General features: G+C 51.8%; 10 protein-coding genes. 5 read left to right on the forward strand and 5 right to left on the reverse strand.

Annotated elements, in window-relative coordinates:
* Positions 1-83: 83 nt before the first annotated feature.
* Genes ACTG33_RS04645 through ACTG33_RS04655 form a run of 3 tightly spaced genes read right to left on the reverse strand, consistent with a single transcriptional unit; the run spans position 84 to position 5,336 of the window.
* Positions 84-2,186: a 3-hydroxyacyl-CoA dehydrogenase NAD-binding domain-containing protein gene (locus ACTG33_RS04645; RefSeq protein ID WP_439134023.1), complete on the reverse strand. Its 2,103-nt coding sequence runs from the start codon at positions 2,184-2,186 to the stop codon at positions 84-86.
* Between the two features lie 34 nt (positions 2,187-2,220).
* Positions 2,221-3,423: a 3-oxoadipyl-CoA thiolase gene (locus tag ACTG33_RS04650; protein WP_439134024.1), complete on the reverse strand. Its 1,203-nt coding sequence runs from the start codon at positions 3,421-3,423 to the stop codon at positions 2,221-2,223.
* A gap of 26 nt (positions 3,424-3,449) precedes the next feature.
* Positions 3,450-5,336 (reverse strand): acyl-CoA synthetase, encoded by a 1,887-nt coding sequence (locus ACTG33_RS04655; protein WP_439134025.1) that lies wholly within the window; start codon positions 5,334-5,336, stop codon positions 3,450-3,452.
* 414 nt (positions 5,337-5,750) lie between these two features.
* On the opposite strand from ACTG33_RS04655, the gene ACTG33_RS04660 reads away from it, so the two are divergent.
* From ACTG33_RS04660 to ACTG33_RS04680, 5 genes are all read left to right on the forward strand, one after another.
* A complete protein-coding gene (locus ACTG33_RS04660) occupies positions 5,751-6,902 on the forward strand; it encodes an acyl-CoA dehydrogenase family protein (protein ID WP_439134026.1) in 1,152 nt (383 codons plus the stop codon).
* Positions 6,903-6,953: 51 nt separating this feature from the next.
* The gene (locus ACTG33_RS04665) at positions 6,954-8,153 is read left to right on the forward strand and encodes an acyl-CoA dehydrogenase family protein (RefSeq protein ID WP_439134027.1); all 1,200 of its coding nucleotides are present in this window, start codon (positions 6,954-6,956) and stop codon (positions 8,151-8,153) included.
* Positions 8,154-8,167: 14 nt separating this feature from the next.
* A complete protein-coding gene (locus ACTG33_RS04670; RefSeq protein ID WP_439134028.1) occupies positions 8,168-9,295 on the forward strand; it encodes an acyl-CoA dehydrogenase family protein in 1,128 nt (375 codons plus the stop codon).
* A 267-nt stretch (positions 9,296-9,562) separates the two neighbouring features.
* Entirely contained in the window at positions 9,563-10,465 is a 903-nt protein-coding gene (locus ACTG33_RS04675) for a bile acid:sodium symporter family protein (protein ID WP_439134029.1), read from the forward strand.
* Positions 10,466-10,546: 81 nt separating this feature from the next.
* Positions 10,547-11,512, forward strand: coding sequence for an MBL fold metallo-hydrolase (locus ACTG33_RS04680; RefSeq protein WP_439134030.1), 966 nt, complete (start codon positions 10,547-10,549; stop codon positions 11,510-11,512).
* A 123-nt stretch (positions 11,513-11,635) separates the two neighbouring features.
* On the opposite strand, the gene ACTG33_RS04685 is transcribed toward ACTG33_RS04680, so the two are convergent.
* Together ACTG33_RS04685 and ACTG33_RS04690 are read right to left on the reverse strand one after the other, a co-directional pair.
* Complete coding sequence (locus tag ACTG33_RS04685; RefSeq protein ID WP_439134031.1) at positions 11,636-12,730, reverse strand: glutathione S-transferase family protein; 1,095 nt, start codon at positions 12,728-12,730, stop codon at positions 11,636-11,638.
* Positions 12,731-12,824: 94 nt separating this feature from the next.
* Complete coding sequence (locus tag ACTG33_RS04690; protein ID WP_439134032.1) at positions 12,825-16,640, reverse strand: molybdopterin-dependent oxidoreductase; 3,816 nt, start codon at positions 16,638-16,640, stop codon at positions 12,825-12,827.
* Between the last annotated feature and the right edge of the window lie 104 nt (positions 16,641-16,744).

Raw genomic sequence — 16,744 nt, forward strand, 5'->3', positions numbered from 1 at the left:
GGTAGTGAAGGGTGTGTAGAGAAAGGTTTGCAGGGAAATGACTCCTGCAAACCTTGATCTATCTTTGTAGCAACTGTGGAAAATTAACTGTTTTCCTGCGCCCACTGAGCAAAGGTCTTGCCTTCTTCAGCCAGTTGTTTCAGAAGCGCTGAAGGCTGCCAGAAAACTTCACCGAACTGCTCGCGATATTCACAGATGGTGTCGTAAATTTTCTTCAGGCCTACCGTGTCGGCATAGTGCATAGGGCCGCCACGAGAAACCGGATAGCCGTAGCCATAGATGTAGACTACGTCGATGTCACCGGGGCGTTGAGCAATGCCTTCTTCCAGAATCTTGGCGCCTTCGTTGATCAGACCAAAGGTCATACGATTCAGTTGTTCCTCATCACTGAGTTCACGGCGCTCAATGCCTTGGGCTTTGGCCTGCTCTTCGACGATCTTCATCACCAGAGGGTCATTTTGGCGCGCGCGGGTTTCAGGGTCATAAGTGTAAAAACCGGCGCCGGACTTTTGTCCCAAGCGGCCCATTTCGACCAGAGCATCTGACACACAGTGAGTTTTGGCTGGCCCTTTTTGCTCTTCGGTCAGACCTTGACGAGCCTTGTAACCAATGTCGATACCGGCCAGATCACTCACAGCAATGGGGCCCATGGCCATACCAAAGTTTTCCATGACGCGGTCGACTTGCTCTGGAGTGCTGCCTTCGATCAGGCACAGTTGAGATTCGCGGAAGTAGGGCTGCAGCATGCGGTTGCCAATAAAGCCGTAACACACGCGTGCCAGAACAGGCACTTTTTTGATGGTCTTCGCCATTTGCATGGAAGTGGCAATGACATCGTCAGCCGTTTTGTCACCGCGCACGATTTCCAGCAGCTTCATCACATTGGCGGGACTGAAAAAGTGCAGGCCGATCACGTCTTCCGGACGCTTGGTCGCTGCGGCGATCTGGTCTACATCCTGATAGGAAGTGTTGGTGGCCAGGATGGCGCCTGGTTTACACACGGCGTCCAGTTTGGTGAAAACTTCTTTCTTGATGTCCAGGTTCTCGAAAACGGCTTCGATGACCATGTCCACTTCGGCCAGATCCTGATAGTCCGTAGAACCTTTGACCAGAGACAGGCATTGTTTCATCTGATCTTCGCTCAGCTTGCCTTTTTTGGCGCTGATGGCGTAGTTCTTTTCGATAATGCCGAGGCCGCGTTGCAGAGCTTCGTCGTTGATTTCCAGCAGTGTGACAGGAATACCGACGTTAGCGAAGTTCATTGCAATACCGCCACCCATGGTGCCGCCACCAATAATGCCGACGGATTTGACGGGACGCAGCGCGGTGTCTTTGGGCAGACCTTTGACTTTAGCCGCTTCACGTTCTGCAAAGAACATATGGCGCATGGCAGCAGATTGAGGCGAGGTCAGACATTCGGAAAACAGTTTGCGCTCTGTGGCAAGTCCCTCATCCATTGGCAGGTTTACAGCCGCTTCAACACAGGCAATGATGTTTTGCGGTGCGATTTGACCGCGGGCACGTTTTGCCAGAGTTTTGCGGTAGCCGTCGAACAACGCTTTGGGGGCGCTGGCAGGATCGATATTGATATCGCGGATACGTTTCAGTGGCGCGTTCTCGGCAACCAGTTTTTGTGCGAAGGCGATAGCGGAGGCTTCCAGATTGTCTTCGACCACTTCATCAACCAGGTTGACGGCTTGCGCTTTTTTGACAGAAATTGGATTGCCGGAAGTCATCAGATCCAGAGCTGCTTCCACACCGGCCAAACGAGGCGTGCGCTGAGTGCCACCTGCGCCAGGCAGCAGGCCCAGTTTAACTTCTGGCAGTCCGACTTTGGCGGAACTCAGTGCAACGCGGTAGTGGCAACCCAGAGCGACTTCAAAGCCGCCGCCCAGAGCCGTGCCGTGAATAGCGGCAACAACTGGCTTATTGGATTGTTCGATGGTTTCAATCACTGCTGGCAGGGAAGGCTCCATAGGGGGCTTGCCAAACTCAGTGATATCGGCGCCGGCGATAAAGGTGCGGCCTTCACAGATGATGACCAGAGCTTTGCTGTCATCAGTTTGAGCGTTGTTGATTGCATCCTGAATACCACTGCGTAACGCCAGAGATAATGCGTTTACCGGTGGGTTGTTCAGGCGGATGATGCCGATTTCGTTTTCCAGTGAATAGCTGACTACAGACATAACTTGTCTCCTGTTGATGTGCTGTTGAATAGGTTCAAATTCTTTCAATGACGATGGCGATACCCTGACCAATACCAATGCACATGGTGGCCAGTGCATAGCGGCCATTGGTGCGTTCCAATTGGCGTAATGCGGTATAGAGAATACGGGCTCCGGAAGCTCCCAGCGGGTGACCAATGGCAATGGCACCACCGTTGGGATTCACGCGTGGATCGTCGAAGGCAATACCCAGTTGTTTCATGCAGCCTAACGCTTGTGTTGCAAACGCTTCGTTAAACTCCATGACATCCAGATCGTCCAAGGTGAGTCCGGCACGCTGTAAGGCTTTTCGTGTTGCGGGTACTGGCCCAAGCCCCATAACTCTCGGCTCTACGCCGGCAATGGCGCCAGCAAGAATACGAGCTCTGGGTGTGATGCCTGCAGCTTGTCCGGCTTTTTCACTGCCGATGATGACCGCTGAAGCACCATCGTTAATACCGGAGGCGTTACCCGCGGTAACCACGCCACCTTCAAACAATGGGCGTAGATTGGATAATGCGTCTAGATTGCTTTGTGGGCGGGGGTGCTCATCCAGATCGATAGTCAGTGCAGGTTTTTTGCGCCCTTGCGACACTTCGATGGGCAGGATTTCGTCAACAAAAAAGCCGTCTGCACGAGCGGTTTCGTACTTTGCCTGAGAGGCGGCTGCGAAAATGTCGCTCTCTTCACGGCTGATGTTTAAGTCCGCAGCGATATTATCCGCGGTCTCGGGCATGCTGTGGCCACCGAACTGACGCACGATTTCCGGATTGGTAAAGCGGGCTCCCATGGTGGTGTCAGCAATTTCCTGCGTGCGATCAAAAGCGCTGGTGGCTTTTGAAATTACCAGTGGCGCACGACTCATGGATTCAACACCGCCAGCGACGAACAGCTCACCTTCGCCTGTTTTAACGCAGCGTGAGGCATCCAGGGCGGCGGCCAGACCCGAACCACAGAGGCGGTTGACGGTCAGGCCTCCGGTTTCGATGGGCAGGCCCGACAGTAAGCCGGCAAAGCGGGCGACATTACGGCTGTCTTCACCCGCCTGATTGGTATTGCCTGCGATCACGTCTTCATACAGGCTGGTGTCGAAGTTATTGCGCTCTACCAGAGTGCGAATAACGTGAGCCAACAAATTGTCAGGGCGTACGGAAGACAATGCGCCACTGTGTCGGCCAAAAGCTGTACGACCACCATCGTAGATATAGGCTTCAGACATAATAATTCTCTCTGACTAACGGTGAATTAGACTAGATCAATGTGGAAAGGCAGGGATTGCAAGGCAGTCTCTGCGGCATCCAGATTGTCTTTATTTTCCAGTGTGACCGTTGCCATCAGTCCCTTGAGTTGGTCAGTGGTAATATCGATGTTTGCGGCGACATCAATCTGCTCCAGAGCCGTGTTTAATGCGTATTCAGCAGCCATCTCCCGCAGGCGTGGTTTGAACACTTTACCGACAGCTGTGAGCGGAATAGCGTCAATGACTTCAATGCGCTTGGGGATGGCGGCGCGCTCGGAAATATTTTCCTGACAGTAGGCCAGTAACGTTTCGCTGTCTGTATTGTGTCCGGGCTTGGCAACCACATAGGCAATGGGGAGCTCGCCGGCGTGCGCATCGGGTTGGCCAATCGCAATCACATCGGCAACGTCGGGGTGCTTGAGCAGTGGTTCCTCGATTTGCAGCGGATCAATGTTATGGCCTCCGCGGATAATCAAGTCTTTGGCACGCCCGGTGAGGTAGAGGAAGCCACCTTCATCCAGATAACCCATATCTCCAGTGTTGTACCAACCATCGACCCAGGCTTTCTCGTTATCGCTTTTTTCCAGGTAGCCGGCAAACACATTGGGACCGCGGGTCAGTACGATGCCAGACTCATTGGGTCCACAGATTTTGGTGAGTTTGTTTCCATCTATGTGACCAATGATTCTTTCAGCATAGGGCAGACGCAGGCCACAGCTGCCCAGAGGAACCTCAGTGTCTTTCTGGCTCAGTGACAACAGGGCACTGGTTTCTGTCATGCCGTAGCCGTTGCGTACGCGGCAATCGTAACGTTTTTCAAAGTTGACTTTGAGGTGATCTGGCAGAGGCGCCGCGCCGCTGATCACTTCTTCCAGAGAAGAGACATCGTGGTCGCCCTTGGGCACTTCATACAAGATAGACAGAATGGTAGGAACCGCGGCGACACCTTTAAAGCGGAAGCGCTCAACATGATTCCAGAAGTTCACCACGACGTTGGGGTTGCGGAATCCGGCCGGTGTCATGATGACCAGTTTAATGCCTGCATTGAACGCGGAAACACCGGTAATCACCAGACCAAAGATATGAAACAGTGGCAGTGCACAGGGGCTGGTGTAGCGAGGTTCATCGGAACCCATATCGGTGGTTAACTGCGCCACAAAGGCGAAGTTACTGTGATTGATCTGAGCAACTTTTGGACGACCTGTTGTACCGCCGGTGTGCATGTAGGCGGCAGCTTCGTCGCCGTGAAAGCGTCGGCCAGAATCCAGCTTGCTGTCGTTAAAATTCTCAATGACTGCGTTGTAATCAATCATTTCCACGCCAGCTCGGGGCGCTTCGGGCATGGCTTCAGTCATGCCCGGACGCTGAATGATGATCATGTGGGTGATTTCAGCTGCCTGTTGAACGACTTCCACAGCCTTATCCCACATCTCGCTATTACCGAGGAATGGGGCGGTCGTAATGAGAACTTTAGATTGGGTGACCGACATGATCTCGGCCAGATGGTGGGCATCCAGCATCGGGTTCAGCGGGCTGGTAACCCCCGCGGCCTGAGAGCCCCAGATGGCGAAGTAGGTTTCTGGCAGGGTCGGCATCATCAGCGAGACGGCATCCCGCGCTTCGATGCCTATACTGTTGAGTAGGTTTGCGGTCTGATTGATTCGCTGGGCAAGCTGGCGGTAGCTGGTGGACTCTGTCTCTTCGCCGGCAGCACCCGTTGGTAGAAACTCAATACTGGTATCGTCTCCCCACTTTTCACAGGCGTTGGTGATCAGGTCGTAAGTATTGGTCCAGGGATAGCGTTGTGAAAGGGGGCTTTTTTCGAATTGTTCAATCACTTTAAGGGTGTGCATTTCCGAGGCTCTGGGGCCTTGGGACAGTGCTGCATTCATCAGTTTCTCTCCAAAATCAAAGGGCTGATTGCTCGCCTGGCGGGTTGTGAGTCGCCTTTAGGCCGAATCAAATGAGGGCAAGCCTCTTGTTTATTATTGGGTGCTGTAGATTGCTTATGCCTTTATCTGTGCTATCTGACGCGCGCTGCTCTAGCCTTTAGCGGCCATCTGATAAGTGGGCTATTTTAAACATTATTGAGATGATAATTCCACTCTGCGGAATTACTTGTTAGTATTTGCCCTTACTTTAGGGTGAAATTTAACCTTTAAGACGAAAGAAAGCCATAGAATCTGTCTTGTCAGTGGGTAACAGCCGCAGAAGCTAATTAAGACGACAGATGGAATAAGCAGACAATAATTAGAAGTACCAGAAATTAGAAGCACCAGAAATCAGAGACAACAGAGAGAATCGCTATGATCCGAGACCCGGAAACGCTCAATCAGTTGATCGACACCCTGTCACGTTACGTACGAGATCGCCTGGTGCCCGTAGAGGCGCAGGTGGCTGAAGAAGATGCCATCCCTGATGCTGTGGTGGAAGAAATGCGTGAAATGGGACTGTTTGGTCTGACGATTCCAGAGGAATACGGCGGTTTGGGGCTGACCATGGAAGAGGAAGTCCTGGTCGCTATGGAGCTGGGTAAAACCTCTCCGGCTTTCCGTTCTCTGATTGGTACCAATAATGGTATTGGTTCTGCAGGTATTGTGTTTGACGGTACCGAAGAGCAAAAGCAAAAGTATTTGCCAAAATACGCCTCCGGTGAGCTGATTGGTTCGTTTTGTCTGACGGAGCCCGATGTGGGCTCTGACTCCGCCTCAGTAAAGACCACCGCGGTACGCGACGGCGATGACTATATTATTAATGGCACCAAGCGGTTCATTACCAACGCCCCTCGGGCGGGTACCTTCACTGTGATGGCACGGACGGATAGCAGTGTGAAAGGCGCTAAAGGGGTTTCAGCGTTTATCGTGGAAGCCGGTCTGGACGGTATCAGTCTGGGAGCCAAAGACAAGAAGATGGGACAAGCCGGCTCTCATACCTGCGATGTGATCTTCGATAATGTCCGGGTTCCTGCGGACAGTCTGATTGGTGGTGTTGAAGGTAAAGGCTTCTATACCGCCATGAAGGTTCTGGACCGTGGGCGTTTGCACATCTCCGCCGTCAGTGTGGGTGTGGCTGAACGTTTAATTGACGACGCTTTGCAATTTTCCATGGACCGCACCCAGTTTGGCCAACCTATCTGCGAACATCAGTTAATTCAGGCGATGCTGGCTGATTCGAAAGCCGAGACCTTTGCCGGTAAATCCATGGTGATGGAAGCCGCCCGCAAGCGTGACCGGGGTGAACCTGTCAGTACTGAGGCGGCCTGTAGCAAACTATTTTGTACTGAAATGGTGGGCCGAGTGGCTGATCGTGCCGTACAAATACACGGCGGAGCCGGCTATATCTCGGAGTACGCCGTGGAGCGCTTTTATCGTGATGTGCGTCTGTTCCGTTTGTACGAAGGAACCTCCCAAATTCAACAAATTGTGATAGCCCGCAATATGGTGAAAGAAAAGCAGTAACCGAAAGTTTTCAATACGTGTGTTTACAATAAACCCGATAGGAGAGAGAAGATGAACGTAGATTTCTCTGCAGAGGAACTGGCTTTCCAAGAGGAAGTTCGCCAGTTTCTGAAAGAAAAGCTACCAGCTAATATCGCTGAAAAAGCGAAAAAAAACCTGCACTTCGAAAAAGAAGATTTTGTCACCTGGCAAAAAATCCTGGCTGAAAAGGGCTGGGCAGCGGTTAATTGGCCTGTTGAGTACGGTGGTACTGGCTGGACTTCAACTCAGAAGTACATCTGGAGCAACGAGTGCGCTAAAGTAGGTGCACCTGGTGTTATCCCGTTCGGTATGAGCATGGTTGCTCCGGTTATTTACGGATTTGGTAGCGAAGAGCAGAAGAAACGTTTTCTGCCGGACATCCTTAACAGTAATGTGTGGTGGTGTCAGGGTTACTCCGAGCCCAATGCCGGTTCTGACCTGGCTTCACTGAAAACTACCGCCACCCGCGAGGGTGATGAGTATGTGGTTAACGGTACCAAAACCTGGACCACACTGGGTCAGTACGCTGACTGGATTTTCTGTCTGGTTCGTACCGGTGGCAGCGATGCCAAAAACCAGGAAGCCATCAGCTTTCTGTTGATCGACATGAAAACCCCGGGCATTACCGTATCCCCCATTTATATGCTGGATGAGCGCCGCGAAGTGAACGAAGTCCACTTTGATAAGGTGCGCGTACCGGTTGAAAACCTGATCGGTGAAGAGGGCAAAGGCTGGACTTACGCCAAGGTCTTGTTGACCCACGAGCGTACCGGTATTGCTCGTGTAGCGCAGAGCAAAATGTCTCTGGAAGGCGTGAAGAAAAAAGCCGCGGATACCAACGATTTCGGTCGTCCATTGATGGAAAACCCTGCGTTTTCACAAAAAGTGGCTGAGCTGGAAATCGACTTGCTGGCGTTGGAATACACAGAGCTTCGTACTCTGGCGGCTGTGAGCACCGGTAAAGCTCCAGGTCCTGAATCTTCTATTCTGAAGATCAAAGGTACTGAAATTGCTCAGGCTATCGACGAGCTGAAAATGGAAGTTGCCGGTTACTATGCGGTTCCGTTCCTGGATGAGCAGTTCGACATCGACTTCGACGGTGAATGGGGTGGCCCAGGCTCAGCGGCGAATACCGCCCCGACTTACTTCAATAATCGTAAGACCTCCATTTACGGTGGCAGTAACGAAGTACAGAAAAACATTATCTGCAAAGCCGTTCTCGGCCTGTAAGAGGAGCATTAATCATGGATTTTTCGTACAGCGAAGAGCAGCAAATGCTGCAGGACAGCATCGCCAAATTTGTTCAAAACGATTACGACTTCGACACCCGCATGAAGTTGGTGAAAAGCGATACAGGCTACGGTGAAGACAACTGGAAACTGTTTGCCGAGCTGGGTTGGTTGATGGTGCCTTTCTCCGAAGCCGATGGTGGCCTGGGTGGCAGTGCTGCGGACCTGATGGTTGTGATGGAAGAGTTCGGCAAGGGCATTGTGATTGAGCCTTTCCTGGCCACGACCGTGTTGGGTGGTGGCTTGGTAGCTGCTGCTGGTAACGACAACCAGAAAGCTGAGCTGATTGGCGGTATCATGGAAGGTGGCCTGCAAATGGCCTTTGCCTATGCAGAGCCTCAGAGCCGTTACAACCTGGCGGATGTTGCGACTACCGCGAAAAAAGACGGCGACAACTATGTGCTGTCAGGCCATAAAGCTGTGGTTTTGAATGGCGGTGCTGCTGATGTGATCGCGGTGTCTGCGAGAACGTCTGGCGACCAGATGGATGAAGAGGGTATCTCTCTGTTTCTGGTAGATGCCAAGTCTGACGGCGTGCGCATCAAGAGCTATCGCACTCAGGATGGCAGTCGTGCGGCAGAAGTACATCTGGAGAACGTGTCCGTTCCTGCAGATAAGCTGCTGGGTGAAGAAGGCAAGGCTCTGCCTGTCATCAATCAGGTGATTAACCGTGCCATTTTGTCCATTTGTGCGGAAGCAGTGGGTGCTATGGAAATGTCTTACAAGAAGACGGTTGAATACACCAAAACCCGTGTTCAGTTTGGCGTGCCTATCGCTAAATTTCAGGCGCTGCAGCACCGTATGGCGGATATGTTCGTAGAGCATCAACAGGCCAAATCCATTGTGCTGATGGCTGCCATGAAACTGGATCAGGGCGGAGCAGAGGCTGATAAGGCCGTTTCTGCCATGAAGTCCCGTATCGGTAAAGCTGGTCGTAGAATCGGTCAGGAATCCATTCAGATCCACGGTGGTATCGGTGTGACTGAAGAGCTGGATGTAGGTCACTACTTCAAGCGCCTGACGATGATTGAGTTGTTGTTTGGTACGGGTGATTTTCATACCCAGCGCTTTGCTCAGCTGTAACCTGCGTAGATTTTGATATCTGCTCTACTGATGTGACTTGCTTCAGGTGAGTCACATCATCGTCATTCCCACGGTCGTGAGAATGACGAATCTTTTCTTCTTTTCTGGCATTTCGCCACGCTCATCCTTATCCTTGCTGCAATGTGCCGCCTTGGCATCAATGCTGGCTTTTATTCTCCTGAAGAAGTGCTTGCTGACCTGCGGCGACCTTGTCTGCCCGAGTTGCAGATATTGAGTTCAGGAGTTGGCCGTTATTTAAGGATGATCATGTTCGATTGGTATGTTGAAAATGAATACTGGTTTGCCTTCATTCAGCTGTTTTTGGCAATGCTGGGTATGGGCGCAACTCTGAAATTGCAGGATTTTGGCGAAGTGTTAACCGCGCCGAAGGCTGTCTCTGTTGGGTGTTTGATTCAACTCGTGGCTGTGCCTTTGGTGGCTTACGGGCTGATTGTCTCGCTGGGTCTGACAGGCGGTGTCCTTGTGGGGCTGGCGTTGATTGCAGCTATACCCGGAGGAACGGTCTCCAATATCTTTACCTATCTTGCTAAAGGCAATGCGCCTTTATCCATTTCGATTACGGCACTTACAACGGTGGCATGTCTGGTCACAACACCGTTGCTGCTGGATTTGTTGATTACGGAATATATGCCGGATGATTTTGCGATGCCGGTCCGGCAAATTGCCACAGAGATTACGATCAGTCTGCTGTTGCCGTTAATTCTGGGCATGTTGATCCTTCGATTTTTGCCAAAAGTGTCAGGATTTGTCTCCCGCTGGTGTATTCGGGGTTCATTATTCACCATCGTTTTGATTGTGCTGGGGGCTCTTGGGGCAGGCCGGTTGGATGTGGCGGCGTTCGGTTGGAATAATATCGCCCTGATTTGCCTGTTCTTTGGCGTGTTGGCTTTGATCAGTGCAGTCATCCCGCGGCTACTTAAATTGAAGCGTGAAGACTCGACGGCCATTGAAATAGAAGTGATGGTAAGAAGTCTTAATCTAGGCCTGTTGATTAAAGCGTCGCTGTTTCCCGCTGTGGTTGGGGTGGCAGACCCTGTTGGTGACTTTGTGTTGTTCTCTTTATTGATTTATGCGGCTTTGCAAATCCCTCTGGGCTTGGCGTTAGTGATGTGGCGAAGAGCCAGAGCACCACAATTGCTGCCAGGCTGAGACAGCAGGTTGGCATGTCAGGCGTATACCGTGGCAACTTGATACGACAACGAGCCGGGGAACCCGGTAGGAGTTAGGTACATGGACAAAAGCATGACGACAGAACTGGTCAGAGGTGTGTATCTGGTTGATAGCGGCATGGTGCGTATCGGGCTGGCGGCTTGCTATGTCATTGAGCGTGGTGGGCGAGTGGCTATCGTTGAAACGGGGACTCGTTATAGCGTTCCGGGGATTTTGTCGGTGATGTCTCAACTGGGTCTGCAGACCGAGCAGGTCGATTACATTATTGCCACCCATGTTCATCTGGATCATGCCGGTGGTGTTGGCTTATTGATGCAAGAGTTGCCCGAAGCACAGTTGGTGATCCACCCGCGAGGCGCGCGTCATATGATCGACCCAGCCAAATTACAGGCGGGCGCAACCGCGGTGTATGGGGAGGAGGCGTTTCAGGAAATGTACGGTGATCTGATCCCGGTGGATGAGGCCCGCATAGTTATTGCCGAAGACCGTGATGTACTGAAATTAGGCGGCAGTACTTTGGAGTTTCTGGATACTCCCGGGCACGCCAGCCACCATTTCTGTGTGTGGGATGAGGCCAGTAACGGCTTCTTTACCGGGGATACTTTCGGTATTGCTTACCGGGAGCTGGTAGTTGATGGCAAGCCTTTGATATTTCCCACCACGACGCCGGTGCAATTTGATCCGGAAGCTCTCAAATCATCTATTCAAAAACTGATGAGTAAGCAGCCCGAACGTATGTTTCTGACGCACTACGGTATGGTCGAAAATCCTGCTGTGCTGGCTCCTCAACTGCTTGAGCAGATTGATGATTACGTTCAATTGGTTGATGAGTCAGAAGGTATAGCTGACGACGCGGAAAGCCTGCATGAGGCAATTCATACCCGAATCACCGACTACACACTGGCACGGGCCATTGCGCACGGTTGTGACCGTGAATTGGCTGCCGAAACCATTGAGTTTGATATGGGGCTGAATGCCCAGGGGCTGGCGCTCTGGTCGCAGCGCAGAAGCGCTGCAAACCAGTAATACTGTCTCGCTACTTTAATCTGGATTGCTCAAATCCAGTTAGCTCAACTCCAGTTAGCTCAACTCCAGTTAGCTCAAAATTAGTTAACTACAATCCAGCTAACTGCGAACGAGTTAACGACATCACGCCAAAGCCAGTTTGTTATTCTTCCGGACGACCCGATGCTCAATGGGGGTGGATAACAAGCTGACAGCACCGGGCACATTATTCAAAAACTCTGCTGTCTGACTTTGTTCTGCCGCGTTTAGCTGTTGATAGGCGTCCACGCAACGTTGCCACATCCACTGCATGTAGGGAAATGTCAGGCGAGTGGCTTCAACACCTTCAATCGCAAAAGCGATCTCTCCAATAGCGCGTGGCAGTGACTTGTCATCATGACTGGTGGCCCAGTTCGCAACCTGAGACAGGGTTTCCTGCAATACAGGACCCTGTTCAGCAAACATCCGTGCCAAAATCGGCAGCAGAGTTTCAGGCACTTGATCATCAGGCAGAAACTCACCGGTTTGCGGTTCGGGATCAATCATTCGTTTCACCCAGGCAGCCACGTGGGGAGCGCGCTCTTCCATCAGACGACCAGAGTAGGGGTCGCGGTAAAGGTGAGCGTACAACGGACCAATCAGGCCAAAATCACCGATACAGGGCTTGTTGCCGAGCAGGAAGGGATGTTGCTGAAAGTGTGCGTCGAGATCACTCAGCATTGCCAGATAGCTCTTCTCAATAGCCGGGATGTTTTCAGCTGTGACTCCAAGGCGTGGCAGAGCTCCTGCAAACGGTTTCGAGTTGGCCTGACCTATGGCTTGTTGCTCTTCTGCAGAAGCGTTAGGGGCTGAGGTGCGGCCAAATTCGGCCATGGCAAATTCGCGATTTTCCTCGAAGCTCCAGCGATAGTGCATAGCAGGAATCACCAACCATTCGTCGCCGTAGGTTTCCAGTAGCAGAGCGATCAGCTTCTGACAGGCTCCGGCGGGGTAAATGCTGTGTTCTGGATAGCGTTGTTCAAAAAAATCAATGATCTCTGTGGTGTCCTGCAGTGCCACATCGTCTTCAGTGATCATGATGGGGATGTAGCTGACACCCGTGCGAGGAAGGATAACATCCCGGAAGACTTCTTTGGAGGCAATCACTTCTTCAAATGGAATGTTTTTATACTTTAAATAGCAGCGGAGTTTCCCTGTATAAAGAGAAACTTCAGCGCCAATGAGTTGATGTTGTGTCATAGGTTTCTATTTTTTTATTGGTTGTTGTTGAGCGTAAGTAGATTATTCAGCCTTGCCTGATCATCCAGGCAAGGCATTACGTCACTACCAGGTCTCACAATGCCTCGACTTCAACAGGGATACCGTTCAGAGCCGCATTGCCTGACAGTTGATCCACTAGCTGTTCGTCACTCAGGTCATTGGAGTTGATGCCTGGGTTCGTTTGCGCTACCCGTAACTGTACACCTTCCAGATCGTGACCCCAACCGTGAGGCAGACAAACAGAGCCTGGCATAACGGTGTCGGTCACTTCTACGACAACATTCAATTGACCCACTCGAGAGCTGATTTTTGCTTTGCTGCCGTTTTCCAGTTTCAGTGCTTCGGCATCAACCGGGTGAACGAACAAGCCACAGCGGTCTTTACCTTTCACCAGACGCTGACTGTTGTGCATCCAGGAGTTGTTGGTGCGCAGATCACGACGACCAATCAATTTGAGTTTGGGTTCAGTCTCAAAATTATTGGCAAAGTCTTTCAGGCGCTCAAGGTCTTGCAGAAAGGGCTCTGGCATCATGTTGATTTTTTGATCTGCTGTGAACAAGAAATCCGGGAAGCAGGGCTGTAACGGTCCCAAATTCAGACCGTGAGGGTATTCTTTCAGCTTATCCAGAGTTAAGCCTTCATCATGATGAGTGATTTCATCGCCATTGTATTCATCGAAGCTCTCGGCGTATGGTCCTGCACGCAGCGCGTAATCCAGCATGGTGGTCAGTGGCATGGGTTTCTTGGGCTCTGCGCCACGCTTGATTTTGGCCAGACGATCAATTAAGCCGGTCATGATTTCATAGTCTGACAGTGTCCCTTCCGGATGAGGGAAGAGTGCGTCAGAAAATTTCGCCACGTTATGCACGGACAGCAGATTGAAAACGATGTCGTATTGTTCGTGCTCAAGCGGGCCTGTGGGAGGCAGAATCACATCGGCGTGACGGGACGTTTCGTTCAGATAGAAGTCCAGCGACACCATGAAATCCAGTTCACTTAAGCCTTTTTCCAGTAAGCGGCCATTGGGGGTTGATAACCCCGGATTACCTGCAATACAGATAAAGCCTTTCACTTGCCCTTCGCCCGGGGTGGTCATCTCGTCTACCATGGTTGAGGAAGGCAGATCGCGGTTGAATTCCGGCAGTCCACGCACACGGCTTTGGTAGGTATTAAAGCTACCGGCCTGATTGGGCTGTACGCCGGAATCCACTGCCGGTTTGGTAAACATCATGCCGCCACGGCGATCCAGATTACCGGTGATGATGTTCAAGGTGTTGATGAGGTAGTGGTTAAGCGCACCAAACTCCTGTGCAGAAATACCCATGCGGCCATAGCAAATGGCTTTATCTGCGGCGGCGTATTCTTCGGCGATACGTTCAATTTCAGATTGCGGGATGCCGGTAATGTCTGCCACTTGTGACATTGGGAATAGATTGAACAGTTCCAGTAACTCACCCCAGTGAGACATCATGTCCTTCAGACGGCCCGGCTTGTAGAGCTCTTTGCGAATCACATGCTGAATCAGACCCACCAGGAAAATCGCATCGGTGGCAGGGCGAATAAAGTGGTGCTCCTGCACGTACATAGCGGTTTCATTTTTGCGCGGGTCAATCAGTACCAGCTTACCACCGCGTTCATGAATACCTTCCAGACGCTTAAGGATGTCACCACCAGACATTAAACTACCGTTTGAGGCGGCTGGGTTGGCGCCCAGCATTAACATGTAATCGGCGTGATCCACATCAGGAATGGTAAATATTTGTCCGTGACCAAACATCAGGTATGAACACAATTGATGAGGCATTTGGTCCAATGATGCGGCGGTGAAAACGTTTTGGGTTTTCAGCTCTTTACGGAGCTTGTTGGTGGTCATCAGTAACCCAAGGTTGTGGGAGGTCGGGTTGCCCCAATAACCGGCAACGGCATTGTCGCCGTGTTCTTTTTGTACCTTGGCCAAGCCTTCGGCGGCGACGTCCAGCGCCTCTTCCCATTCAACCTCCAGCCATTGGCCATCGACTTTACGCAGCGGTTTTTTCAGGCGATCCGGGTCGTTGTGGAGATCCTGTAAAGAATACCCTTTCGGACAAATGTGGCCCCAACTGTGCTGATCTTTGTCGTCACCGGACACGGCAATGATTTTGTCGCCCTGATATTTGATTTCAACACCGCACATGGCTTCGCAGAGAGTACAGCTGCGGTAATGGGTTTTTACCGGTAGTTTGGCTTGCGCTTCGGCTTCGGCAATAGCAGCCGTACGAGCGTCCCGGATCACCTTAAGCATGTTGTCGATACGGGTTTCTTTGCGTCGGCTACGACCCTCTAGTTGACCTTGGTGTTGTTCGTGCTGATCCAGTAATTGCCAGTCAGAGAAATTAATAAACTCAACCTTGCGACCCGTCAAGACAGCCTCAACATCTTGCTCGATAGTGTCTAAAGCTTCAGGCAGCGCTGCGAGAAGTTGGGTAACCGTATCGGTAGCGCAATGCTTGTTGGAGCCAATGACACCGCTGGCGCCACGTTTGATCCAGCCCGCCACGTATTCTTTTGCGTCTTCAGGATTGACACTGGAGTTCTCGTTGGCGATCACACCGCGGCGCTCATCAAACGGTAAACCCTCGATAGACTCCCCTTGATAGCCGGTGGCATTAATGATCAGTCCTACGTCAAGCGCGAGCTGTTCATCAGTACTTACGGCATTAACACGATCACCAGTGCGCTCCAGGCGGTTTCTTACAGTGTGTAATTGCTTGCTGCCATTGGCTTCTGTGATCGACTCAGGGCTGGTTAAGAACATGAAGCGAATACGCTTGGTGTTAGCGTCGTTGCTTAATGGACGCTTGGCAATGTCGCGCAGCAGCTCCATGTTTTGACGGGCTTCGCTGAATTCGGGTTTGGCCAGGTCTGCCTCGGATTCGGCATCCAGCTCCAGGTCTGCCGGGTTAATAACCAGGTCCAGATTCTCAAGACCTATCAACTGCTCTAATTCTTTCGGTGTGAAGGCCGCTTGTACCGGACCACGACGGGCCAGCAGGCAGACTTCGTTAATGCCGCTGTCTTTTAGCGCCATCAGAGATTGGTCGGCGATGTCGGTTTTGGCCAGCTCCTCGTGAGGCAGAATCAGGATGCGAGCAATGTCGAGGGCAACGTTTCCAATACCAATCACGGCTGCGCGTTTGGCTGACAGGTCAGGAGCCAGTTCTTGATGATCCGGGTGGCCGTTGTACCAACCAACAAAATCAGAGGAGCCAAAGATGTTGTTCAGATCCGCGCCGGGAATCGTCAACGCACGGCTTTTGGAGCCGCCGGTTGCGTACACCACCGAGTGATAGAGGGATTTTAACTCGTCGGTCGAAATATCCTGTCCGATCTGAACGTTACCAAAAAAACGTACCTGATCGTTTTCCGCAATGCGTTCAAAGCTTGCACTGACGGATTTAATCCGCGGATGGTCTGGGGCAACGCCGTAGCGTACCAAGCCAAATGGCGTGGGCAGTTTCTCGAAAATATCCACTTTTGCGGAAGGCATGTTTTTCAGGATGGCTTCCGCCGCATAGAACCCGGAGGGACCCGCACCCACGACCGCAAAACGGCCGGCCAACGCCGACTGTGCGCTGGCGGCGGCTTGCTGGAAAACACTCTCACGAATCACAGGAAGCTCTAAGGCTTTTTCGGCATTGAGGGCGATGTAGTGTTGCTGGTCTTCAGGAACAGCGCTCTTCGGGAAAATGGCCCGCTCAGGACATTCCGTCAGACAAGCGTTGCATTCGATACACGCCTTGGGGTCGATGTAGAGCATGTCGTCATCCTGGCGAAAGGCCTCTACAGGACAGACGTCTACACAGTTTGTGTGCTTGTGGTTGATACAGGCTTCCGTTACCACGTAGGTCATCGGGGTTTCCTCGGCGTTTTTTATTGGGTGAAGTACCGAATTTGGCGGTACAGGCGTTACGATCACGGTTGGTGTGTATGGTAGGAAAGCGTGCCGGGTAAGTA

The sequence above is a fragment of the Pseudomaricurvus sp. genome (genome assembly GCF_965662505.1).
Taxonomy (GTDB): Bacteria; Pseudomonadota; Gammaproteobacteria; order Pseudomonadales; family Cellvibrionaceae; genus Pseudomaricurvus.

Excerpts from the sequence above, each read along its gene's own strand:
- ACTG33_RS04650 (WP_439134024.1), bottom strand. The coding sequence starts at position 3,423 with ATGTCTGAAGCCTATATCTACGATGGTGGTCGTACAGCTTTTGGCCGA.
- ACTG33_RS04665 (WP_439134027.1), top strand. The coding sequence starts at position 6,954 with ATGAACGTAGATTTCTCTGCAGAGGAACTGGCTTTCCAAGAGGAAGTT.
- ACTG33_RS04690 (WP_439134032.1), bottom strand. The coding sequence starts at position 16,640 with ATGACCTACGTGGTAACGGAAGCCTGTATCAACCACAAGCACACAAAC.
- ACTG33_RS04660 (WP_439134026.1), top strand. The coding sequence starts at position 5,751 with ATGATCCGAGACCCGGAAACGCTCAATCAGTTGATCGACACCCTGTCA.
- ACTG33_RS04670 (WP_439134028.1), top strand. The coding sequence starts at position 8,168 with ATGGATTTTTCGTACAGCGAAGAGCAGCAAATGCTGCAGGACAGCATC.
- ACTG33_RS04675 (WP_439134029.1), top strand. The coding sequence starts at position 9,563 with ATGTTCGATTGGTATGTTGAAAATGAATACTGGTTTGCCTTCATTCAG.
- ACTG33_RS04645 (WP_439134023.1), bottom strand. The coding sequence starts at position 2,186 with ATGTCTGTAGTCAGCTATTCACTGGAAAACGAAATCGGCATCATCCGC.
- ACTG33_RS04680 (WP_439134030.1), top strand. The coding sequence starts at position 10,547 with ATGGACAAAAGCATGACGACAGAACTGGTCAGAGGTGTGTATCTGGTT.
- ACTG33_RS04685 (WP_439134031.1), bottom strand. The coding sequence starts at position 12,730 with ATGACACAACATCAACTCATTGGCGCTGAAGTTTCTCTTTATACAGGG.
- ACTG33_RS04655 (WP_439134025.1), bottom strand. The coding sequence starts at position 5,336 with ATGAATGCAGCACTGTCCCAAGGCCCCAGAGCCTCGGAAATGCACACC.